Annotated in this window: 21 protein-coding genes; 4 read left to right on the top strand and 17 right to left on the bottom strand. The window is 58.6% G+C overall.

The window, feature by feature from the left end; all coding sequences use genetic code 11:
• The first annotated feature begins 113 nt into the window (after nucleotides 1-113).
• Both ACQQCD_RS05620 and ACQQCD_RS05625 read left to right on the top strand, forming a co-directional pair.
• On the top strand, nucleotides 114-413 hold the full coding sequence (locus ACQQCD_RS05620) for a type II toxin-antitoxin system VapB family antitoxin (protein ID WP_430267428.1): 300 nt from the start codon (nucleotides 114-116) through the stop codon (nucleotides 411-413).
• The gene (locus tag ACQQCD_RS05625; protein WP_430267429.1) at nucleotides 385-1,074 is read left to right on the top strand and encodes a LytR C-terminal domain-containing protein; all 690 of its coding nucleotides are present in this window, start codon (nucleotides 385-387) and stop codon (nucleotides 1,072-1,074) included. The genes ACQQCD_RS05620 and ACQQCD_RS05625 overlap by 29 nt, the downstream gene beginning before the upstream one ends.
• 1 nt (nucleotide 1,075) lies before the next feature.
• Here ACQQCD_RS05625 and ACQQCD_RS05630 read toward each other — a convergent pair whose 3' ends face one another.
• From ACQQCD_RS05630 to ACQQCD_RS05705, 16 genes are all read right to left on the bottom strand, one after another.
• Nucleotides 1,076-1,774, bottom strand: coding sequence for a TetR/AcrR family transcriptional regulator (locus tag ACQQCD_RS05630; RefSeq protein ID WP_430267430.1), 699 nt, complete (start codon nucleotides 1,772-1,774; stop codon nucleotides 1,076-1,078).
• A gap of 62 nt (nucleotides 1,775-1,836) precedes the next feature.
• Nucleotides 1,837-2,535: a DsbA family oxidoreductase gene (locus ACQQCD_RS05635; protein ID WP_430267431.1), complete on the bottom strand. Its 699-nt coding sequence runs from the start codon at nucleotides 2,533-2,535 to the stop codon at nucleotides 1,837-1,839.
• A gap of 36 nt (nucleotides 2,536-2,571) precedes the next feature.
• Nucleotides 2,572-3,111: a GNAT family N-acetyltransferase gene (locus ACQQCD_RS05640; RefSeq protein ID WP_430267432.1), complete on the bottom strand. Its 540-nt coding sequence runs from the start codon at nucleotides 3,109-3,111 to the stop codon at nucleotides 2,572-2,574.
• A 10-nt stretch (nucleotides 3,112-3,121) separates the two neighbouring features.
• On the bottom strand, nucleotides 3,122-3,595 hold the full coding sequence (locus ACQQCD_RS05645) for a heme-degrading domain-containing protein (protein WP_430267433.1): 474 nt from the start codon (nucleotides 3,593-3,595) through the stop codon (nucleotides 3,122-3,124).
• Nucleotides 3,588-4,613 carry a Gfo/Idh/MocA family protein gene (locus ACQQCD_RS05650; protein WP_430267434.1) on the bottom strand — a complete coding sequence of 342 codons (1,026 nt, stop codon included), beginning with the start codon at nucleotides 4,611-4,613 and terminating at the stop codon, nucleotides 3,588-3,590. Before ACQQCD_RS05650 ends, ACQQCD_RS05645 begins: the two co-directional genes overlap by 8 nt.
• 4 nt (nucleotides 4,614-4,617) lie before the next feature.
• Nucleotides 4,618-5,073, bottom strand: a complete 456-nt coding sequence (locus tag ACQQCD_RS05655) for a TolB family protein (RefSeq protein ID WP_430267435.1) — start codon at nucleotides 5,071-5,073, stop codon at nucleotides 4,618-4,620.
• Entirely contained in the window at nucleotides 5,070-5,948 is an 879-nt protein-coding gene (locus ACQQCD_RS05660; protein ID WP_430267436.1) for a 3-keto-disaccharide hydrolase, read from the bottom strand. Before ACQQCD_RS05660 ends, ACQQCD_RS05655 begins: the two co-directional genes overlap by 4 nt.
• A 6-nt stretch (nucleotides 5,949-5,954) precedes the next feature.
• A complete protein-coding gene (locus tag ACQQCD_RS05665; RefSeq protein WP_430267437.1) occupies nucleotides 5,955-6,956 on the bottom strand; it encodes a sugar phosphate isomerase/epimerase family protein in 1,002 nt (333 codons plus the stop codon).
• 1 nt (nucleotide 6,957) lies between these two features.
• A complete protein-coding gene (locus ACQQCD_RS05670) occupies nucleotides 6,958-8,085 on the bottom strand; it encodes a Gfo/Idh/MocA family protein (protein WP_430267546.1) in 1,128 nt (375 codons plus the stop codon).
• 50 nt (nucleotides 8,086-8,135) lie between these two features.
• Nucleotides 8,136-9,281, bottom strand: coding sequence for a Gfo/Idh/MocA family protein (locus tag ACQQCD_RS05675; RefSeq protein ID WP_430267438.1), 1,146 nt, complete (start codon nucleotides 9,279-9,281; stop codon nucleotides 8,136-8,138).
• A complete protein-coding gene (locus ACQQCD_RS05680) occupies nucleotides 9,278-10,027 on the bottom strand; it encodes a sugar phosphate isomerase/epimerase family protein (RefSeq protein ID WP_430267439.1) in 750 nt (249 codons plus the stop codon). The genes ACQQCD_RS05675 and ACQQCD_RS05680 overlap by 4 nt, the downstream gene beginning before the upstream one ends.
• 48 nt (nucleotides 10,028-10,075) lie before the next feature.
• Nucleotides 10,076-10,972, bottom strand: coding sequence for a carbohydrate ABC transporter permease (locus tag ACQQCD_RS05685; RefSeq protein WP_430267440.1), 897 nt, complete (start codon nucleotides 10,970-10,972; stop codon nucleotides 10,076-10,078).
• Entirely contained in the window at nucleotides 10,969-11,928 is a 960-nt protein-coding gene (locus tag ACQQCD_RS05690) for a carbohydrate ABC transporter permease (protein WP_430267441.1), read from the bottom strand. The genes ACQQCD_RS05685 and ACQQCD_RS05690 overlap by 4 nt, the downstream gene beginning before the upstream one ends.
• 15 nt (nucleotides 11,929-11,943) lie before the next feature.
• The gene (locus tag ACQQCD_RS05695; protein WP_430267442.1) at nucleotides 11,944-13,266 is read right to left on the bottom strand and encodes an ABC transporter substrate-binding protein; all 1,323 of its coding nucleotides are present in this window, start codon (nucleotides 13,264-13,266) and stop codon (nucleotides 11,944-11,946) included.
• Nucleotides 13,267-13,371: 105 nt separating this feature from the next.
• Complete coding sequence (locus ACQQCD_RS05700) at nucleotides 13,372-14,187, bottom strand: hypothetical protein (RefSeq protein ID WP_430267443.1); 816 nt, start codon at nucleotides 14,185-14,187, stop codon at nucleotides 13,372-13,374.
• Entirely contained in the window at nucleotides 14,184-15,287 is a 1,104-nt protein-coding gene (locus ACQQCD_RS05705; RefSeq protein ID WP_430267444.1) for a Gfo/Idh/MocA family protein, read from the bottom strand. The genes ACQQCD_RS05700 and ACQQCD_RS05705 overlap by 4 nt, the downstream gene beginning before the upstream one ends.
• A gap of 242 nt (nucleotides 15,288-15,529) precedes the next feature.
• On the opposite strand from ACQQCD_RS05705, the gene ACQQCD_RS05710 reads away from it, so the two are divergent.
• Together ACQQCD_RS05710 and ACQQCD_RS05715 are read left to right on the top strand one after the other, a co-directional pair.
• On the top strand, nucleotides 15,530-16,759 hold the full coding sequence (locus tag ACQQCD_RS05710) for an ROK family transcriptional regulator (protein ID WP_430267445.1): 1,230 nt from the start codon (nucleotides 15,530-15,532) through the stop codon (nucleotides 16,757-16,759).
• A 73-nt stretch (nucleotides 16,760-16,832) separates the two neighbouring features.
• Nucleotides 16,833-18,035, top strand: coding sequence for a CynX/NimT family MFS transporter (locus tag ACQQCD_RS05715; protein WP_430267446.1), 1,203 nt, complete (start codon nucleotides 16,833-16,835; stop codon nucleotides 18,033-18,035).
• 94 nt (nucleotides 18,036-18,129) lie between these two features.
• Here ACQQCD_RS05715 and aceB read toward each other — a convergent pair whose 3' ends face one another.
• Nucleotides 18,130-19,782 (bottom strand): malate synthase A, encoded by a 1,653-nt coding sequence (aceB, locus tag ACQQCD_RS05720; RefSeq protein WP_430267447.1) that lies wholly within the window; start codon nucleotides 19,780-19,782, stop codon nucleotides 18,130-18,132.
• Nucleotides 19,783-19,849 lie beyond the last annotated feature (67 nt).

A 19,849-nucleotide genomic window follows, 5' to 3' on the forward strand; every position in this document is an offset into this window, starting at 1 on the left:
CCCATTGTTCTCCCCGCCGAGTGGCGCGGACAAATGATCACCATTTGGCTACAAACACACCGGACACTGCGCGCGTCGTTCACAGGATGGCCGCGGGTCTCTACGCTGGATAGGTGATCTTCAAAGCCGTGGGCGACGGGCGCCCTTATCCCGACCATGGATACAACACGCCTAAAGACTGGGTGAAATTGGCGCCGCGCCCCATTCGCCTGGATGAGCTGGTCACCACCAAGCGCACCCTAGACCTAGATGCCCTCCTCGCCGAGGACTCGACGTTTTTTGGCGACTTGTTCCCCCACGTTGTTCAATACCAAGGTGTCCTCTACCTTGAGGATGGCCTGCACCGGGCAGTGCGGACGGCTCTGCATCAGCGCACGGCCATCCATGCCCGAGTTTTGGTCATCGATGGCTAAGGACCCGTCCCACCTTCACGGGCACCGGGTGATCAGCGGGAATGACCTTCGCGAGACTTTTGTCCCAGATGATGAAGCTGAGGAAAACCCGGGAAGGTACCGCCGGAGGTTGGTTCACGGGATTGTTCTGACACTATTGGTGGGCCTTGTAGTGGCCGCCATTGTTGGGGCATTAGCCATTATGAAGGGCTACATTGCGTTCCCCTCCAGCACGCCCAGCCCAACATTTAGCTCGGCTTGCCCGGCAACCAAGTTTGACTACCAGCCCAATGACAAGATCAAGGTCAACGTCTACAACTCCACGAACATCCCCGGGCTGGCCTCGAAGGTTGCAGCGGAATTGAGGGCGCGCAAGTACAAACTTGGCGAAGTGGGTAACAAGGCCATCAACTACCAAGGAACGGCGGTAGTGGTCTCCGGTGCCACGGGCCAGCTCGGTGCCTTTAATGTCCAGCGCAACACCCCTGGTTCAGACTATGTTCAGGACAACCGCACGGACGCCAGTGTTGATCTGATTGTCAGCACGAATTTCAAGGCTCTGACTAAAACGGAGTTAGTTGACCAAACCCCCGGTGCACTACAGTGCCCGCGCGAAGAGCGCAGGGTTTCCAACGGCACACCCGTTGCCACGATCCCGGCCACTCCCGCGGCGAAAAAGTAAGTCAGGCTGCTGACTCAACCACAGCTTTTTCAGCCGCAGGTTTTTCAGCCACGGCGTCAGGTGCGGCGATCACCATGGGGTTCCCCTCGGCGTCGAACATGGCACCGGCGCCGTGCTGAATAAAGCGCACGGTGGACTCAATGTGCCGCTCGAGGTCGGGGGAGCCCGGCTCGCTGGCCTTGCCGCGCGATGCGCTTGAGGCGAGGGTGCCATGAATGAGCTGCGCGGTGGCCGTGACATCAGATTCCGGCAAAAAGCCCTGGTCAATCCCATCCTGCAGGATCTCTTGCAAAAGTAAGTTCAAATCAGAAACGTGGTCCGCTAACTTCGCGAAAGAACCCGGCGAAAGTACAGCGCCCATGGCTGGTCCTGGCGGTAAATGCCTGCGCGTGAGGTCCTCCACTTGGGCGCGGATGTACACGGCCAGTTTCCCCACCGGGTTCGCCACGGCGTTGAGGTCAGCGCGCAGCTCAGTGATGAACTTTTCCGTCTCGTCCAGCGCGTAGGAGATCAGCAGCTGCTCCATGTCCGCGTAGTAGTTGTACACGGCCGTCCGGCCCACACCAGCGTGCCGTGCCACATCCGTCATAGTCAGTCCGGGGAGTCCATGCGTAAATAGGAGCTCGCCGAAGGCGGTGAGGATGCGTCGCTGAGTTTCGGCACGCTGGGCCACGTTACTCGACGCGGAAATTTTAGGCATAAAGACAGATTAGCTGTTTATGTCAGCAAAGTATGCATCGAGGGAACGACGACGGCGGCTCGCTAGATGGCGCAACCGTCCGGGCCGCAAGCCTCAGCATCCGTGGCGCCAACATTGATCAAGGGGTTGGCTTCAGCCCATGCCTGTTCCAAAGCGGAGGCGAAAACCTCGGCAGGTTGAGCTCCGGAGATCCCGTATTTACGGTCGATCACAAAAAACGGCACACCGCTCACACCCAAAGCGCGGGCTTCGGCGAAGTCGTGACGGACGTCCTCAGCGAAACGGTCCGAGTTCAACATGGCGGAAACGTCCTCCGCAACCAAACCCAAGCTGGTGCCAAGTTCCTGCAGGTACTCGGTGTTCCCGATGTCCTTGCCGTGCTCAAAGTGATCGCTCAACAGGCGCTCTTTAGCTTCGGCGCCCTTACCGGACTCCTCCGCCAAATGGATCAACCGGTGGGCGGTGAAACTATTGGCTACCACCACGGAATCGAAGTCATAGCTCAGGCCTTCGCCGGCGGCCTGCTGGGCCACATGGGCGAACATACCCTTGACCTGCTCGGGGTCCAAGCCCTTGCGCTCGCTGAGGTAGGACAGTTCGGTGCCGTCATAGTGTTCCGGGAGTGTGGGGTCCAGCTGGAAGCTGCGCCACTTCACCTCAACCTTGTCCTTGTGCGGGAATTCGGCGAGGGCGGACTCAAAACGGCGTTTGCCGATGTAGCACCACGGGCAGGCAACATCGGACCAGATCTCAATCTTCATACTGGCTCAAACCCTGACAGACAACGGAACATTCCCTCATTGCAGTGGGCGTTCCATCACAAAGTCGTTTTCCACGGAGTCGCCCAAGTGAAAGGTTTTGACTCCCACTTGGGTGAACCCTGATTTGCCGTAAAAGCGGAGTGCGCGTGGATTGTTTTGGTTGACGTTGAGCCATATTCCGGCCGGATTTCCCGCAAGCTTCCCGGCAGTGTCTAGGCTCGCCTGCATCAGCCTCGCCGCAGCACCTTGGCCGTGGAAATCGGGGTGGACGTAAAACTTGCTCAACTCCACCGAAGGCAGCAGCGTCAGGGCTGCGGCAACGTCTGGGTCAGTGGTGGGGCGGTTCACCATCAGCGAGTAAGCCCGTAGACCAACCTCGTTTTCTAGGACGGTGATGGTTACCCCAGCGTCCGCGAGGTACTCCGCGAAAGACCCCACACTCAGGGTTCGGGCAATGTGAGCGGAAATATCGGCCGGTGAGGAGGTGGGCGGGCAGGCCAGCGGAAAGGTGACGGCGGCCAGCTCAGCCAGCGCCTCGGCGTCGGACGTGGTTGCCGGGCGGATGGTGTACGTCATAAGTCAAACTTTAGTCTCGGCTTTGCCCCGCGAGGTACGTCCGGATGCTGTCCACCACCAGCTGGTGATCCTCCTCCGAGGACAGCCCAGAAACGGTTATCGCCCCAATAACTCCGGTGCCGCGGACCCGAATGGGGAAGGAGCCGCCAGCCAAGGTGTACTCCTCGGGTGCAAGCCAACCGCCGCCCAAGGGACTCCGGGCCGAAAACTGCTCAGACAACAACGCGGTGCTGTGCTCAAAGCGTAGGACCGAGGCGGACTTGCGGCGGACCCACGCCTCTTGATCCGCCGTGGCACCAGGCAGAACACAGCGGAACAGGATCACATTGTGCCGGCGAATATCGATCATCACGCCAGCATCCAGGGTAATGGCGCGGTTGGCGATCAATGACCCCAGCTCCCACGCATCACCATGGTCAAACTGGGGGAAGACTAGCTCGTCCTCTTGCCGTAGCAGTTCGGTGAAACGGGCCGAATCAGTCATTGGAACCCAACTCCTTATCAGCGTTGTACCTCAGGCCAATCTGGCGGCGAATCTCGTCCATGGCGGACATAATCTGCACACTTTCCGAGGGCGGAAGAATGGTCCCGGAGGTGGCACCTGTGCTAACCAACCGCTCCAGCTCTGCGGCTTGGAACTGCATACCCCGGCCCTTCACCGGTTGATCAAAACTCTCTAGCTCAGTGCCGTCGAGGTCAAAAACCTTAAACGGTGTTGGTACGTACCAGGTGGATTCGATGTCGATCCAGCCCTGGCTACCAATGACCACTGCTCGGTTGGGCCCGGCAGCATCTAGCTCACAATCCACCACCGCCTGCCCACCGTCCGGGTAGTCAAAGATCGCAGCAGTTTGCCCGTCCACACCGGTTTCCGTCATTGTGGCGCTGGCATGGATCTGTTCAGGGGCGCCCAGAATGTCAAAAACAAAGGAAATCGGGTAAATACCCAAGTCCAACAAAGCTCCGCCGCCCAAAGCCGGATCGTTAATCCTGTGGGCAGGATCGCGAGGCAGGCTCTGGTTGTGGCTTGCCACCACTTTCCGGACCTCGCCAATGGTCCCGGCGTTGATGATCTCGCGAATCCGGACCATGTGCGGAAGGAAGCGCGTCCACATGGCCTCGAGAATAACCAGACCATTGGACTGGGCACAGTCAACAAGTTCTTCTGCTTCACGGGCGTTCATGGTGAAGGATTTTTCCACCAGCACGTGTTTCCCAGCGCGCAGAGCCAGGAGCGCATTTGCGTGGTGGAAGGGGTGCGGCGTGGCAACGTAAATCACGTCCACATTAGGGTCTGCCACCAGATCTTCGTAGCTACCGTGAGCGGTGGGGATACCAAACTCTTCACGGAAGGCTTGAGCTGATTCGAGACTGCGGGACCCCACGGCCTGGACCGCAAAGCCGTTCTCAATCAAGTCTTTCGTTTGCAGCCCGGCAATAAAACCGGTGCCAAGGATGCCCCAGCGGATGGTTCCGTCGGAGGTGCCGGTATTAGGGATCACGTAGTTAGTCCTTTATTGAGTCAGTGAGCGGGTACGCCACAAATGCAAAATGCGCGGAGTCCGGCGACCAGCTGTTGACGTTGAGGGTACCTTGACCACCGAAAAGTGGCCATGTTTGGAGGGAAGTGGTCCAGTCCTGGGTCGAGACAAGTACGACGTCGACTGGCAAGTCAGCGGGGTGGCCCACCGTGCCACTGGGGAACTGGATGTAACTGGCGTATTGTCCGTCGGGGGAAAGATGCGGGAACCAGTCGACGGTCTTGGACTTGAGCAGCTGCTCGAATCCGCTGCCATCTGCCTGGATCCGGGCCAGTTGGGCGTGGCCGGGTTCTATGCTGAAGGATTCCGTATTCAGGTAAAGCCACTTGCCGTCCGGGGAGTATTCTGGGCCATCGCAGTGGCCCGGGCCCACGTCAACTTTGACGGTGGCACCACCATCGGCGTTGAGTCTGCGGATCACAGTGCCTCCTCAGTAGGGGTCAGTTCTTTGATGAGGATGTTCCTCCATCGGCATTGTGCGCCTCGGCCCCAGCGGGCTTCCCCGAAATACGAATCGTTGTCGTGCACTTCCAAAGCAATGTGTCCGCGTTCACCGAGTGCTTCCAAGACGTCCGCCGGGTTGTAATCCGGCGAGTCTAGGGTAGCTGTGTTCAGTTCCCCGATTTTCAGCCCGTTAACCCAGGTAGTAATGACTGGCAGTGCACCGACGCAGCGGATCCGGAGTTCGTTCCAATCATCCCAGCGCCAAACTTTGAGGAAATCGTCGACGTCCGCGGCGTAGCTGAGCCGGGAACGCTTCTCTTCCGTCACTGGCTCCACAGATGTTTCCGGATTGTCGGCGATAAGTCCGGTAGGGCGGCCGTCCGCATCGGTGTCTGCATCGACGGCGAACGGCACCGCCGAGAAACTGGCCAGGCCGTTGCCGAAGAATCCCCCGATGCCACCGGAAGGACGGTGGTCTACCAAGACCTGGAAACCCTCCCAGCTTTCCGGGCGGCGCCGGAGCATTACGCCGGTGTCCGCGGGCCAATCGGGCCGCATCTCCAAGACCAGTTCGAAGTCGTCGTAGGCCTGCTCGGTCACTAGATATCCGCCGTATCCGCTGCCGGGGGTGTCTTGCTCGCCAACCAAGACACCGTCCTGTACGAACCACCGGGCGGGGTGCTTTTCAGGGTCCACTGGGACTTCGCGGCCGTTCGCGGCGAAGATGTCCAGCACACCGGGGCCGCCGGGGTACAACGTCCCATAGATGCGGGGCACGGCCCGCCATCCGTCAAGGGTTGTGCCGTTGAATAGTGGGACGAAACCGTCGTTAGGCGCCGTGTTTTCTAGCATGCTGTGTTAGTCCTGGTGGCTGAATGCGGCGTCGAAGCTGGTTTGTGAGGGCGGGAAGTCGAATTTTTTGAGTGCTGCAAGCGCTTCGGGAGCTCCGTGGAGCCGATCCATTCGGGCGTCTTCCCATTCGATTGAGATGGGGCCGTTATAGCCGATCGCGGACAAAGCCCGGAAGGATGATTCCCATGGAACATCGCCGCGGCCTGCCGAGACAAAGTCCCAACCACGGCGCGGATCTCCCCACGGCAAATGAGACCCCATGATGGTGTTCCTGCCGGTGGGGCGCAGCTTGGTGTCTTTGCAATCCACATGATAAATCCGGTCTTTGAAGTCCCAGATGAAGGAGACCGGGTCAATGCCTTGCCACATAAAGTGGGACGGGTCCCAGTTCAGACCGAACGCCTCGCGGTGGCCAATCGCTTCAAGTGTCCGCACAGTGGTCCAGTAGTCGTAAGCGATCTCAGATGGGTGAACCTCGTGGGCAAAACGCACTCCGCACTCATCAAAGACGTCTAGGATCGGGTTCCAGCGGTCTGCGAAGTCTTGGTATCCGGCCTCGATCACTGAGGCTGGGACGGGCGGGAACATGGCAACGTATTGCCAGATCGAGGATCCGGTGAACCCGACCACGGTTTTCACACCGAGTGCCTTGGCTAGGCGTGCGGTTTGTTTCATTTCTTCTGCAGCGCGTTGGCGGACTCCTTCGGGGTCCCCGTCGCCCCAGACTTTGGATCCCACTATGGCTTGGTGGCGGAAGTCGATGGGGTCATCACACACGGCTTGGCCCTTGAGGTGATTAGAAATAGCCCAGACTTTTAGGTTGTATTTCTCTAGCACGGCCAGTTTTGACTCTACATAGCCGGGCTCATCCCAACGCCAGGCGTCTAGGTGGTCACCAGAGACAGCGATCTCGAGTCCGTCATAACCCCATTCGGAAGCGAGCTTGGCTACTTCTTCAAAGGGAAGGTCAGCCCATTGGCCGGTGAAAAGTGTGTACGGGCGGGGCATGTCAGGCTCCTTCGGTAGGGGATTCGTTGAGCTGGATGAGTGAACTTTTAGCCGCTGAACTCTCTTCGATACCAGCCAAAATACGTTGAACTTTTAGCCCGTCAAGGAACGAGGGCGTGGGGGCAGTTCCGTCCGCAACGCCCCTGAGGAAGTCGTTGAGTTGGTGCGTAAAAGCATGCTCCCACCCCAGGAAGTGGCCTTGAGGCCACCATGCTTGGATGTAAGGGTGTGCGGGTTCGCTGACCAGAATGCTCCGGAATCCCTGCTCGCGTACTGGTGCAGTGGCGTCAAGGAATTCGAGCTCGTTAAGGCGTTCAAGATCAAACTTCAGCGCGCCTTTATCCCCGTAGATCTCCACACTCAACGCGTTTTTCCGGCCCGTGGCTACCCGTGAAACATCCACTGAGGCGATAGCCCCGGAGGTAAGAGTCAGCGTGGCCCACGCGGCGTCATCGACTGTTACCTCTTCAAGGCCGTCCGGGCCAGGACGTTGAGCGGTAAAGGTGTGTAAGCGTCCGCTAACGTCGGTGACGTCCTCACCCAAGAGGTAAAGGACCTGATCAACGGCATGAGAGGCAATGTCTCCCAGGGCCCCGGAACCGGCAGTGTCCTTGCGTAAACGCCACGTCATGGGTGCCTGGGCATCGGAAAGCCAGTCCTGCAAATATGAAACCCGTGCCTGCGTGATGGTTCCTAGCCGGCCCTCGCTGATGAGCTCCCTGGCCAAGGCCAGGGCAGGGACACGCCGGTACGTGAAACCCACCATCGACTGCACGCCATTAGCCGCGGCTGCAGTTGCCGCAGTCACCATGTCCTCAGCCTCACGCACCGTGTTAGCCAAGGGCTTCTCCACCAGCACATGCTTACCTGCCTGCAGCGCCGCGATAGCAATCTCGGCATGCAAAAAACCGGGGGCACAAATGTCCACAATATGAATGTCATCGCGGGCAATGACCTCGCGCCAATCCGTGGCCGACTCCGCCCAACCATAACGCTGGGCAGCTTCCGCAACACGTTCAAGATCAGTGCCCACCAAAACTTTTTGCTCAACGGCCGGGACGTCAAAGTAGGAGGCAACATTCCGCCACGCATTCGAATGAGCCTTACCCATAAACGCGTAACCAATCATCGCCACACCTAGCGTTGAGCCGCCCGGTGAACTCCGGGAGGCCTCCGTGCTCACGACTTAGCCTCAAGGGTGGCGGCCGCTGAGTCCCAGTCCTCAGGCAGGGCCGGTGTTTGTGTGGCGGAGCTTTCCACCGCCACAAATTCGCCGTGTTGTGCTGACTCGGTGATGGACACCAAGGTGTCCACCACATGGAAAGCGAGTTCGCCCGGCGCACGGTGTGGCACACCGGCGCGCAAAGAACGCGCCATATCTAGGGCGCCCATTCCGCGTCCCACGGCTGGTCCCGTCGCCTGAATGACCTCAGGCTCGTCCACGTCAGCGCGCCACAACTGCAGTTCGCCGTCGAAATAGTTGGGGTCAGGAACCACGAGTGTGCCCTCAGTTCCGGTGATCTCCACAAACCCTGCCCGCTTGAGTGGGGATTCAAAACTGAACACACTGTGCGAGGACGCGCCGCCTTCGAACTGCAGCATCGCCGAAACGTGGGTGGGAACTTCGACGGCGAATTCCTCGCCAGCCTTGGGCCCGGAGCCAACCACGCGGGTCTCTTTGGCTTTGGAGCCAATAGCGGCCACCTTGCGGACTGAACCAAAGGCTTGGACCAGGGCCGTGACGTAGTACGGGCCCATATCGAACAACGGGCCTGCGCCGTGCTGGAACAAAAAGGCCGGGTTCGGGTGCCACGACTCAGGTCCGGGCGTTTGGAACATGGTCAATGCGGTCAGTGGTGTGCCAATGTCCCCGCGCTCAATGATCCGGCGAGCAGTTTGAATACCGGCACCCAAAAAGGTGTCCGGGGCGCAGCCCAAACGAATGCCTGCTTCTTGCGCGGTTTTGAGCAGTTCCAGCCCGGATTCACGGTCTAGCGAAAAAGGCTTTTCTGTCCAAACGTGTTTGCCGGCCTTGACTGCTGCAGTGGCCACTTCAACGTGCGCTGCCGGAATGGTCAGGTTCACAATGAGCTCAACGTCTGGGTGGTTGAGTGCCTTGTCAACGCCGCCCCATTCGGGGATGTTGTACTCCTTGGCGCGGGCTTGGGCGGCTTCCTCAAAGAGGTCAGCAATCACCAATACCTTGAGGTCTGGGAACACCGTGATGTTATCCAGATACTGCTTGCTAATGTTGCCAGCGCCAATTACAGCAACTCCAACGGGGCCTCGGCGGGCGGACGGGGTGTTTAAGTAATCCTGGCTCATGCCTCGGAACCCTTTCCTGCTGCTTCGGTCAGGTAGGCCAAGCTCTGGGCGATACCTTCAAAAATGTCTCCCGAGTAGTCGTCAAATTCCACCACACCCACTTCGAGCGACTTCGCGGCGTTGATCACGTCTAGGACGGGGATGCTGCCTTGGCCGGCGGGCTTTTGGGCCTTGGTGTCACGGTTACCGGGCCCGTCCTTGATGTGAATGAGCTTCACCCGATCACCCAAACGGGCCAACAACTCCACAGGGTCTTCGCCACCTACTGAGGCCCAATAAGTGTCTACTTCAAGGACCACTTCGGGGTCCAAGAGTCCTGCGAAGTACTCGAGCGCCGACTGGCCCTCAATCTTGGAAGAGAGCTCCCATTCGTGGTTGTGGTAGCCCACCCGGATTCCGTATTCAGCGGCTTTTTTGGCAGCTTGGTTGAGCTTCGCGGCGGTGGCCTGAATGTCCTCGGCACTTTGCCAATGCTCGGCGGGGTGGAAAGGGTCGATCACAATTGAGATGCCCAGTTCCTTGGCGGCGGCAAAGATCTCATCCTGGTCTTTGCTTAACAGGGGAGCGTGGCCGGAAGGGGCTGTGAGCCCATTTTCTTTCAGGGCTGCGCCAAGCTCCTTGGCTGTGGCAACGAAGTTGTACGGCTCCACCTTGGTGTAACCAATCTGAGCCACCTTTGCGATGGTGCCGGGAAGGTCCTCGGCGATCGCGTTGCGGAGTGTGTAGAGCTGAAGTGAGTACGTCATCGGATTCCTTTAGGGGACTAGTAGTTCAAAGAATAGGGTGTGTGGTTCTTAGCGTCCGGCCAAGGACCCGCCAATGCCACCAACGCTGAAATATTTGTTCAAGCAGGCAAAAACGATGACCGGCGGCAGCATCATCACCACGGCCAGAGCCATCACTCCACCCCAGTCGGTTTGGTTCTGCTGGAAGAAGGACTGAACACCCATCGGCAGGGTGAAAACTTCGTTGGAACGCAAAAACACAATCGCCACCAAGTAGTCATTCCACGCGAGCAAAAATGCGAAGATCGCGGTGGAAAGGATGCCAGGAAGCGAGTTCCTCAGCACCACCTTGGTGAAGGAGCCAAACACTGAACACCCGTCAATCCAAGAAGCTTCTTCGAGGCTGACTGGGATTGAATCAAAGTAAGCAGCCATCATCCACGTGGCCACCGTCATGGTGGAGGCAACGTAAACAATGGTGATGCCCATCAGGTTGTCAGCAAGGCCCATGTTGGCGAACAAAATAAACAGCGGCACCACGGAGGTGATGATGGGCAAAGACTGCATCACAAAAAGCAGCAAAGAGTAGCCAGCCACGGTTCGGCTGCGGCCCCTTGAAAGTACGTAACCGGCCGGTGCAGCCACGGCCACGGAGACCAGCACGGTGGCCATGGTGACCACCAGGCTGTTTTTGAGCCATGTTGCAGCGAGTGTTTTCTCAAACACGGCACTGAAGTTCTCCAGTGTGAATCCAATAGTGCTGCTGCTTTGGGCAGGCGTAACGGCCAAGACCACCACCACAATGATGGGGATCAAAACCACTGCGGTGATGATCAGGATGAACATAAACCGCCACCAACGCCCACGCATTCCGGCCTCGGTGAGAGCACTATGTGAAGCAGCTGGAGTTTTTGCGGTGATTCCCGTCAGCGGGGAGCTGGTTTTGCTGTGAAGAACTGTGCTCATGACTCAACGCTCGACTTTCGGATCTGGCGGTAAAGAATCGTGGAGATCACCACAAGGGTGATGGTCATCAGGAAGGCGATTGCCACACCCGGGCCCGTTTGGAAGTCCTGGAAAACCGTGCGGTACGCGAGGACCACCAGAGACGTAGTGGAGTTCACGGGGCCGCCACCGGTGAGCAGGTAAATCGTGGGGAAATCGTTGACGCAGAAGATGGTCATCAGAATCCACGAGATATAGGTGGAACGGGCAATCAGTGGAAGCGTGATCTGAGTGAACTGTTGCCACTTGCTGGCGCCGTCCACACTTGCTGCCTCGTAGACGGTGCTATCCACCGAAGCCAGGGCCGAGCTGGTCATCATCATCATAAAAGGGAAGCTGACCCAGACCTTAAAAACGCACACCATAATGGCTGCCAAGGTGGGGTCGGCTAAGAAGTACGGTGCCTCAATCCCCAAGGCTTGGAACATCATGGGAACGGGGCTAGTGGGGGTGGAAACCAACCAGTTCCACGCCGTTGATGAAACCACAACCGGCACCACCCAAGGCAGCAACAGCAACACCTTAAAGGTGCTCCCGGCCGGGATTTTGGTCCGCAAGAGTAAAGCCAAACCCATTCCGACAAGCCACGATCCAAAAACGCCAACAATCGTGAAAATGAGCGTGAACTGGGCAGCCTTCCAGAACTTTGGAGAGCTCAAAACGTTTGTGAAGTTGTCAACTCCCACAAACTTGCCCATTTCGATGAGCGATCCATCGTGGGTAGCCTGGATAGCGGCCTGCACCAACGGATAACCGTGGATGAGGACTAACAAAATCACTGAAGGAAATAGTAACCAGAAGAACGTTTTGCGGGTCTGAGAGCTGAGTTTGCTGGTGCGGTTGGCGGCAGGAGGCAGGCCCCCACCGCCGGGGCCAAGCCCTTTACGGGCCCGGGCAATGCCGGCTGTGGTCATCATAAGGAGATCCTCCGCTTAGGACTTAATGACGGACTTGAGGCCGTCTTCGAAGGTCTTGAGTGCGGTTTTGGCATCGGCCTGGCCGGAGAGGATGGTCTGGGTGAACTGGTTCAGGGCCTGTCCGCCGTCGAGCGCTGCAAGGTTCGCGTTCAAGGTGGTGCCCTGTGAAGCGAAGGTTTTGGCAATGGGCTGCCATTCCTTAACGATCTTGACGTTGTTGGCGTCGTTGGTGAATTCCGGTGTTTCGGTGATGGACTTGAACACCGGGATGGAGTTCATCAGGCCCTGCTTCCAGAGGTCCTTGATCTTGCCCAAGTAGTCCGCCAAGAAAGCGTCTGAAGATTCCTGCGACGGAGTGTTTTTGTACATCATGATGTTGTTCGGGAAAACAATGGTGGCTTTGTCACCGTGTGGGCCGGTGATGGGGTCCGCCACGAGCAAGTCGCCAGAGGTATCACCTACACGTGCCGGAACGCCCACCTGGAAGAGCCCAAAGCCAGCCTTTTTGTCCTTCCACTGTGCTGACATGTTGTCCGTGGTGTATCCCAAGCAGGCGGGGTCAATGAGCCCGGCGGAGCGCATTTCGAGCACAAATTCCATGGCCTCAACGTTGCGATCATTCATCAAGTCCAGCTGCCCGTCCTTGGTCCACACGCCACCACCGTTGTTGACCATCATCATGATCATCGTGTGGTTGCCGTAGTTGTTGCCTGAACCGGATCCGGTCATAAAACCAAAGGCCCCAATCTTCTTGAGTGCCTTGCCGGCTTCAAGCATGGTTGGCCAGTCCTTGGGCAACTCAACCCCGGCCTTCTCAAAGAGCGACTTGCGGTACCAGAACATACGCATATCAAGCTGCCACGGCACTGCCACGTAACCCTTGTCCGATTTGAATGGGTCAAGCACACCGGGCAAGAAATCGTCGAACTGGCCGTTCTTCTTCAATAGTTCAATAGCGCCATCGGCGTAAGCGATTTGGCCCTGCTGCTCGAACTGGAACGCCTGGAATCCGCCACCGGTAGAAACGGCCGGACCGGTCTTTGAGGCAATTGCGGAGGAGAAGGTTTGGTAGAAGTTGTTCCACTGAATGATCTGGTAGCTTGCCTTCGCTTTGCCCTCTGCCGGGGCATAGGAGTCAACGAGCTTTTGTGCTGCCGTGTTGTAAGCCGGGGTGCCCCACGGCATGTCCCAGAACTTGATTTCGCCCTTGCTTCCGCCGCCACCGCTTGCGGAGCCACCGCCACATGCGGCCAAGAGTGGAACTGCCGCAGCCGCCGCAGTTAGACCAAGGAAATTCCGCCTCGAGAAGTTGCTCGATGCGATTGACTTTGTATTCATGCTGGTTCCTTTCGAGGCCGTGAGCGAAGATATTCGCTCACGGTCCGGCTCTTCATTGAGTAGGTACTGCTTTGTGACTGGGTACTGCTATTGATCGGATAGTGCTCAGTGGGAAAAGAAGTTGTGTGCCAGCGCAGCGAAATCGTCAAGATCCGGGGCGGACGTCCGCTGCTGGAGATGTTGATACAGCCGCCGCCACGAGGCGCGGTGGGCAGATTCGTAAAGTGTGGGCAACAGCCGTTCGCCGTCTGAGTTGGTGATGCGAACAGTGGCAGGCGCAGCAACGGCTGGCTCTGGCAGCGAAAGCTGCACACCGCCGTCGGACGTCAAGAGGTTGACAGTGAGGACCGCGGAGCGGGCATTGGTCAGGACACCTTGCAGAGCCGCGGGGGCGCCGTTGGCCAGCTGGGCGGAGGCGCTGTACCCGTGTGAATCGGTGCGTAGTATCCGCACCTTTTGAAGCGGGCCACTAACGCGTACGACGCCGGTGACCTGCTCTGAAAATAGTTCACCGGGGTCTGTACCCACCGCTGCTGTGGCCACCGAATCCAGTAGAACTGAAGGCTCCGCATATTCGTTCAGCGCCTGAGCGGCTTCTGCAACGAGGGCAGGGTTGGAAGCCCAACGGTGGTCCAGAACAACAGTGGTTTTTCTGGCATTGGTCGCGTGTTGCAACGCAGCGGTGTCCTCAGGAACGGGGTGTACCACCACAATTCCGGGAGTGCCAAAGTTCACTTGGTCCAGAGCTCGCCGCGTCCAGCCAGCGTGTCCGCTGAGAATAACTACGTCAGGTTGCTGTTCGGTGTTGCTGGCCGTTGGTTGCGAAGCTGGGCAGAAGCTTTCCGGAAGCGAGGCGAGTGTGGCTGCTGCTATGCCTTCGATGCGGAGGTCCTGGAAACGAACCGTATATTGGGCGCTCATGATGCTGCCCCCGCAAGTTCCACAGCTGCGTCCGCAATGCTGATGGCGAAAGTGAGATCGTGGATCAGGGATTGGGCATCCGGAGCCTTTTTGCTCCCGGCAGCGATGGCAGCAAGTTCACGCCATTCGCCCTCATAGCCGTTGTAAGCGTAGGGCCCGTAGCTTCGGGTCTCTGTGCCGGAGCTGATGGTGGCCACGGCTGAGCCGGCTTGAACGTAAGAAGGGGTGAAATCGATTCTCAGTGCGGCGTCGTCGGAAATCGCCTCAAAGTTCCATTCCGGTTTCCACGTTGAGTTCATGGCTGCACGTAATTCAATGGTCCGTGTGCCAGCCTGCAAGGAAATGACATAGCCGAAGGGTTTTACACGCTTGGCCTGAAGAACTTGGATGTTTTCGAAATCGGGCGTAAAGCGCCGGACCAAGGGGAGGTCGTGAATCGCTAGGCCCATCACTCCGTCACGGAGCACTTTTTGCAGTTGGGCGAGTTCTTCAGCTGCTGCGAGCTGAGCTGTGGTGGCCTGATTGTTGGATGAATTCCCCGCCGGCCGGTCCCGGACTTCTGTGGCAAAGTCTTCAAAGCGAGGGTTGGGCGGCAAAACAATCGAGGACCGGATGGTGTGTGCATCCGTCAGCAACCCCTCCCAGTGCTCAGCACTACCCCAGGATTCGGTGGCGGCGAGCCAGCCGGGATCAAAGGTGTGCATGGCACCCACAATGATCGGCACACCGGTTTCTGCGCTGACCGCCGCGATTTTTTTGGCTTCGTCAACATTCATCGCAAAGGGCTTCTCGCACAGAATCGCTTTTTTCCCAGCCCGGCAAGCTGCTATCACTTGCTCGGCATGAAATTGGTGTGGGCTGCAGATGGCTACGATCTCTACCGCGGGGTCCGCCAAGAGCTCTTCCATGCTGGAACTGTGCGCGGCGGCTGCCCGGCTGGCGACTGACGCGGCAACAGCGGGATCTACATCCATGATGTGTTGCACCCGGAGGGTGTCAGTCAGGCGGGCCAGCGCGGGGAGATGGATGGCCTGAGTGACAGGTCCGGCGCCAAGAAACCCCACACCCAAGGGTGCAGTCGGTGCCGCTGAGCTAGTCATGATCATTTACCTCTTTGTAAGTGGCCAGGCGTGGGGGTTGCACGCTTGCCGGTCTCTTTGTGCCGGCCTGCGCGTTTGATGTGGGGGAGTCAAAATTCCGGAAGCGAACCGCTATTGGTTTCGGTGATCTGTCTCACAATCAAGCTAGAGGGGCTTTTGCCGAACGTCAAGCAAAAGTTGAGAAGTCGTCGTCATACTTTTGTGGCGTGACACGCAGAACTGGTTCGTGCTATCACTTATTTATGTCCCTTGCCTCCCCGCGCACGAGTGAACCCAGCGATCCGCACCGCGAAAACGCTGCCGACGCCAACTTGTCCCGCGCCGGAGACTTATTTCAGCTACTCAGGGACGGTAAAGCCCGCACCCGTGCGGAGCTCGCAGTCAGCACAGGTCTGGCCCGATCAACCATTGCCGCTCGCATTGATGCGCTGATGAATTCCGGTCTCGTTGGCCCGGCCGGCGAGGCGTCATCTAGTGGCGGCAGGCCGCCGTCGCGCATAGCTTTTAAACCCTCAGCTCGCGTGGTTTTGGCGGCAGATGTTGGCGCAACACACGTCAATCTGGCTCTGACGGACCTCGGTGGAACGGTGCTAGCGGAGAGCCGATTTAAGCAAGACGTGGCGCAGGGTCCAGACGTGGTCCTGGGGAAGGTTGTTGACGCTGGCTCTGCTTTGTTGCGCGATTCTGGCCGGTCTCCAAAGGAACTTGCGGGTATTGGAATCGGGCTGCCGGGTCCGGTGGAACACGCAACTGGTGTGCCAGTAAAACCGCCGATTATGCCCGGCTGGGACGGCTTTGACGTGGTCTCCTTTGTTCAACAAACCTTCCCCGTGCCGGTCCTTGTGGACAATGACGTCAACATCATGGCGCTAGGAGAGCGCAACGCATTCTGGCCCGATCACTCAAATTTTCTGTTTATCAAAGTGGCCACGGGTGTTGGTGCGGGCATCATCAGTAGTGGTGAACTCCAACGTGGTGCCAACGGAACGGCTGGCGACTTAGGCCATGTTCGGGTCCCGCGTGGGGACACAGTGCTGTGCCGTTGCGGAAACTACGGCTGCCTCGAAGCGATCGCTTCCGGCCCCGCGATCGCCAAAGCCCTCACCGAAGCTGGCGTTAGCGCGACTAACGGCGCCGACGTTCTTCGCCTAGTTGCTGAGGGAAATTTGCAGGCGATCCACGCTTTGCGGCAAGCAGGCCGGGACGTGGGGGATGTTTTGGCCACCGTGGTGAATCTGCTGAACCCCTCCATGATTGTGATAGGCGGCAGCCTTGGCCAAGTGGGCGAACACCTAATGGCCGGGGTGCGGGAAGTGGTCTATCGGCGCTCGCTACCCTTGGCTACCTCGCACTTGCGCATTGGTCTTTCGATGGCGGGGGAGCAGGCTGCAATCCTCGGGGCGAGCGCTTTGGTGACGCAATATGTCCTCTCGCCAGCTGTGATTGAGGCCTCATTGCAAGCGGCAGGGTAGCAGTCCGTGATAGCAATGAAGTGATGAAATCTTATTTATTAGTTGCCTTGCTTGGCGGACTCCGGCCCAAGCTATGAGTAATTCCGCAGTGCCCCTGCACAAAAAACCTCGAGCCTGGCTACTGGTCCTCTGCGTAGCGCTCATCGCCATGAACATGCGCGGACCGTTCGTAGCAGTAGCCCCAGTGGTCGGAGACCTGCAACGCGAACTTGGCCTCTCCGCCGTCGAACTCGGCCTGCTTACCAGTATTCCGGTGCTGTGTTTCGCCGTGGCATCGCCGTTCGCTTCTTGGTCCGGCCGGAAGTTCGGTGCAGAGTTCTCCATCCTGTTGACGCTCGCCGGTGTTCTCCTGGGTGTGGTGCTGCGTTCGGCTGCTGGCTCCGGTTTGGCGATTGTGGGCACCATCCTGATTGGTGTGGCTATCACCATCGGCAATATCGCCGTCCCGCTGATTGTGCGCCGTGATTTCTCTCCGGCCCGGCAAGGTTCCGCGATGGGCATCTACACAGCGGCGCTGAACATTGGATCCTTTATTACCTCCATGACGACGGCGCCGCTCGCCGAGTGGCTGGGCTGGCGGATCTCACTCGCGTCGTGTGGGCTGCTCGCCGTGGCAGCCTTGGTTGCATGGCTGTGGGTGATTGGCCCCCGCAGGGCTCTGATACCAGAGGCAGTGGCACTGCCAGACGGACCACCACCCACACCACACAGCGGCTCCGGAATCATCACCTTGGGCCTGACCCTCGGCTTCGCTGGCCAGGCGTTCTCCTACTACGGCGTCACCGCCTGGCTCCCGAGCTTCCTGAGCGACGAACTGGGAATGTCCCGCGCTGGCGCCGGTGCAGGCTCGTCTCTGTTTCAAATCTTGGCGATTGTGGGCGGCCTTGGCGTCCCGCTCGCCGCACGCTTTGCCAGTACGACGACGGTCGCCATCACCTTGGGTGCCTTGTGGGTGACGGTTCCCGGTGGCCTCCTGCTGGCGCCGAACCTGTGGTGGCTGTGGTCAGCGCTGGGTGGCGTGGCTCAAGGTGGCGGAATCACCATCATCTTCTTGGCCATCATCAAGTTGGCCCGGGACCAGGCTGCTGCGGGACGGATGTCTGCTGTGGTGCAAGGTAGCGGATATGCGGCCGCTGCGGTCTCGCCCCTGCTGATCGGTTTTGTTCACGATCAGAGCCATTCGTGGTTCTTGCCGCTGCTACTCTTGCTGGCCTCAACCCTGCTCTTCTTTATTGCCACGGTGCTTTCAGTACGTAAGGTCCCGCGCGGCGCCTAGCCCCTTAAACGGAGCCTTTTTAACGCGAGTTGGCACTTGACGCGGATCCTTGTGAGGAACATGCGCGTCAAGTGCCAACTCGGTGCAATGAAACCTAGGCTGCTGCCAGCTCAGCTTCAGTAGCGTTAGAACGTGCCTCGTGAACAAAGCGGCAGTACGCCGGAATGGTCAAGAAGGACGGGAACTCTTCAGCCAGGGTGACCTCTTCAAAGATGGTTCGTGCGTCTCTGAACCGGTCATCGTCAAAGCGTTCCAGCCCGGCGAACTCCTCTTCCAACAAGTCAGTCACCCATTCACGAGTGATCAATTCACCCGTGTCAGTGATGGCCTTGGCGTAAATCCATTGCCACAGCTGTGAGCGGGAGATCTCGGCTGTAGCTGCATCTTCCATGAGGTTGTGGATGGCCACAGCACCATTGCCGCGCAACCAGGATTCGATGTACCGGATACCAACTTCGATGTTGTTGCGGATACCGGCCTCGGTGATGTTGCCCTCGGTGGAGGCAATATCGATCAGAGCGCGATCGTCCGGGGTCACATCTTCGCGGCTGCGATCCAGTTGGTTCGGGCGGTCGCCGAGTACGCCGTCGAACACCTCACGGCAAACCGGAACCAGATCCGGGTGGGCAACCCAGGAACCGTCAAAACCGTCGCCGGCCTCGCGGGTTTTGTCCGCGCGAACCTTCTCGAACGCCGCGGTATTTGCGGCCTCGTCCTTACGGTTTGGAACGGCTGCAGCCATACCACCAATGGCCATAGCGCCGCGCCGGTGGCAAGCACGCACCAATTGCTCGGTGTAAGCCCGCATAAACGGCGCCGTCATGGTGATCTGGTTGCGGTCCGGCAACACGAACCGGGGGCCACGGGTGCGGAAGTTCTTGATCACGGAGAACAAGTAATCCCAACGGCCCGCGTTCAGCCCGGCTGCGTGATCGCGCAGTTCGTACAAGATCTCTTCCATCTCAAATGCTGCAGTGATGGTCTCGATCAGAACGGTGGCCCGAATGGTGCCCTGCGGGATGCCCAGCAAATCTTGTGCCTGGATAAAGGTGTCGTTCCAGAGGCGAGCCTCCAAGTGGTTCTCGATCTTCGGCAGGTAAAAGTACGGGCCCTTGCCTGCGGCGATCAGTCGGCGAGCGTTACGGAAGAAGTACAAACCAAAGTCCACAACTCCGCCGGCAATCGCTTCGCCGTCGATCAGCATGTGCTTCTCCGGCAAGTGCCAGCCGCGGGGTCGAACCACAATCGTGGGCAGTTCCTCGGCCGGACGCAGCTTGTATTCCTTGCCCTCAGGGGATGTGAAATCAATGCGGCGTTCCATAGCGTCGGTGAGGTTCAGCTGGCCCTGGATAACGTTCCGCCACGTCGGCGTTGAAGCGTCCTCCATGTCAGCGAGCCACACCTTAGCGCCCGAGTTCAAAGCGTTGATGCTCATCTTCCGGTCAACAGGTCCCGTGATCTCCACCCGGCGATCCTCGAGCCCGGGGCCAGGGGGAGCCACACGCCAGCTGTCGTCGTTGCGGATGTGCTCGGTCTCCTTGAGGAAGTGCGGGTCCTGGCCGGCGGCGATCTGGTTACGGCGCTCCCGGCGAGCCTGCAACAGCTCTTGGCGACGTTCCGCCGTCGCACGGTGCAGTTTGGCAACAAACTCCAGTGCGTCAGGGGTGAGAACCTCGTCCTGGCGGTGGATGGGCTGAGCAGTGATGGTAATGCCGTTGATAGTGAAGTTGTCCGTGAAGCTGTTCATGGCGATCTCTCCTGAATTTCCAACCCAACCAACTCGCATTTGTGGCTGTTCTCAGGGCTGAGAAGAA

The organism is Pseudarthrobacter sp. J1763 (assembly GCF_050490295.1).
Lineage (GTDB): Bacteria > Actinomycetota > Actinomycetes > Actinomycetales > Micrococcaceae > JBNPEO01.

What these genes read in the sequence shown, in the direction of transcription:
- ACQQCD_RS05625 (WP_430267429.1), top strand. Translation starts at nt 385, where the DNA reads ATGCCCGAGTTTTGGTCATCGATGGCTAAGGACCCGTCCCACCTTCAC.
- ACQQCD_RS05630 (WP_430267430.1), bottom strand. Translation starts at nt 1,774, where the DNA reads ATGCCTAAAATTTCCGCGTCGAGTAACGTGGCCCAGCGTGCCGAAACT.
- ACQQCD_RS05635 (WP_430267431.1), bottom strand. Translation starts at nt 2,535, where the DNA reads ATGAAGATTGAGATCTGGTCCGATGTTGCCTGCCCGTGGTGCTACATC.
- ACQQCD_RS05640 (WP_430267432.1), bottom strand. Translation starts at nt 3,111, where the DNA reads ATGACGTACACCATCCGCCCGGCAACCACGTCCGACGCCGAGGCGCTG.
- ACQQCD_RS05645 (WP_430267433.1), bottom strand. Translation starts at nt 3,595, where the DNA reads ATGACTGATTCGGCCCGTTTCACCGAACTGCTACGGCAAGAGGACGAG.
- ACQQCD_RS05660 (WP_430267436.1), bottom strand. Translation starts at nt 5,948, where the DNA reads ATGCTAGAAAACACGGCGCCTAACGACGGTTTCGTCCCACTATTCAAC.
- ACQQCD_RS05665 (WP_430267437.1), bottom strand. Translation starts at nt 6,956, where the DNA reads ATGCCCCGCCCGTACACACTTTTCACCGGCCAATGGGCTGACCTTCCC.
- ACQQCD_RS05670 (WP_430267546.1), bottom strand. Translation starts at nt 8,085, where the DNA reads ATGATTGGTTACGCGTTTATGGGTAAGGCTCATTCGAATGCGTGGCGG.
- ACQQCD_RS05675 (WP_430267438.1), bottom strand. Translation starts at nt 9,281, where the DNA reads ATGAGCCAGGATTACTTAAACACCCCGTCCGCCCGCCGAGGCCCCGTT.
- ACQQCD_RS05680 (WP_430267439.1), bottom strand. Translation starts at nt 10,027, where the DNA reads ATGACGTACTCACTTCAGCTCTACACACTCCGCAACGCGATCGCCGAG.
- ACQQCD_RS05685 (WP_430267440.1), bottom strand. Translation starts at nt 10,972, where the DNA reads ATGAGCACAGTTCTTCACAGCAAAACCAGCTCCCCGCTGACGGGAATC.
- ACQQCD_RS05690 (WP_430267441.1), bottom strand. Translation starts at nt 11,928, where the DNA reads ATGATGACCACAGCCGGCATTGCCCGGGCCCGTAAAGGGCTTGGCCCC.
- ACQQCD_RS05695 (WP_430267442.1), bottom strand. Translation starts at nt 13,266, where the DNA reads ATGAATACAAAGTCAATCGCATCGAGCAACTTCTCGAGGCGGAATTTC.
- ACQQCD_RS05700 (WP_430267443.1), bottom strand. Translation starts at nt 14,187, where the DNA reads ATGAGCGCCCAATATACGGTTCGTTTCCAGGACCTCCGCATCGAAGGC.
- ACQQCD_RS05705 (WP_430267444.1), bottom strand. Translation starts at nt 15,287, where the DNA reads ATGACTAGCTCAGCGGCACCGACTGCACCCTTGGGTGTGGGGTTTCTT.
- ACQQCD_RS05710 (WP_430267445.1), top strand. Translation starts at nt 15,530, where the DNA reads ATGTCCCTTGCCTCCCCGCGCACGAGTGAACCCAGCGATCCGCACCGC.
- ACQQCD_RS05715 (WP_430267446.1), top strand. Translation starts at nt 16,833, where the DNA reads ATGAGTAATTCCGCAGTGCCCCTGCACAAAAAACCTCGAGCCTGGCTA.
- aceB (WP_430267447.1), bottom strand. Translation starts at nt 19,782, where the DNA reads ATGAACAGCTTCACGGACAACTTCACTATCAACGGCATTACCATCACT.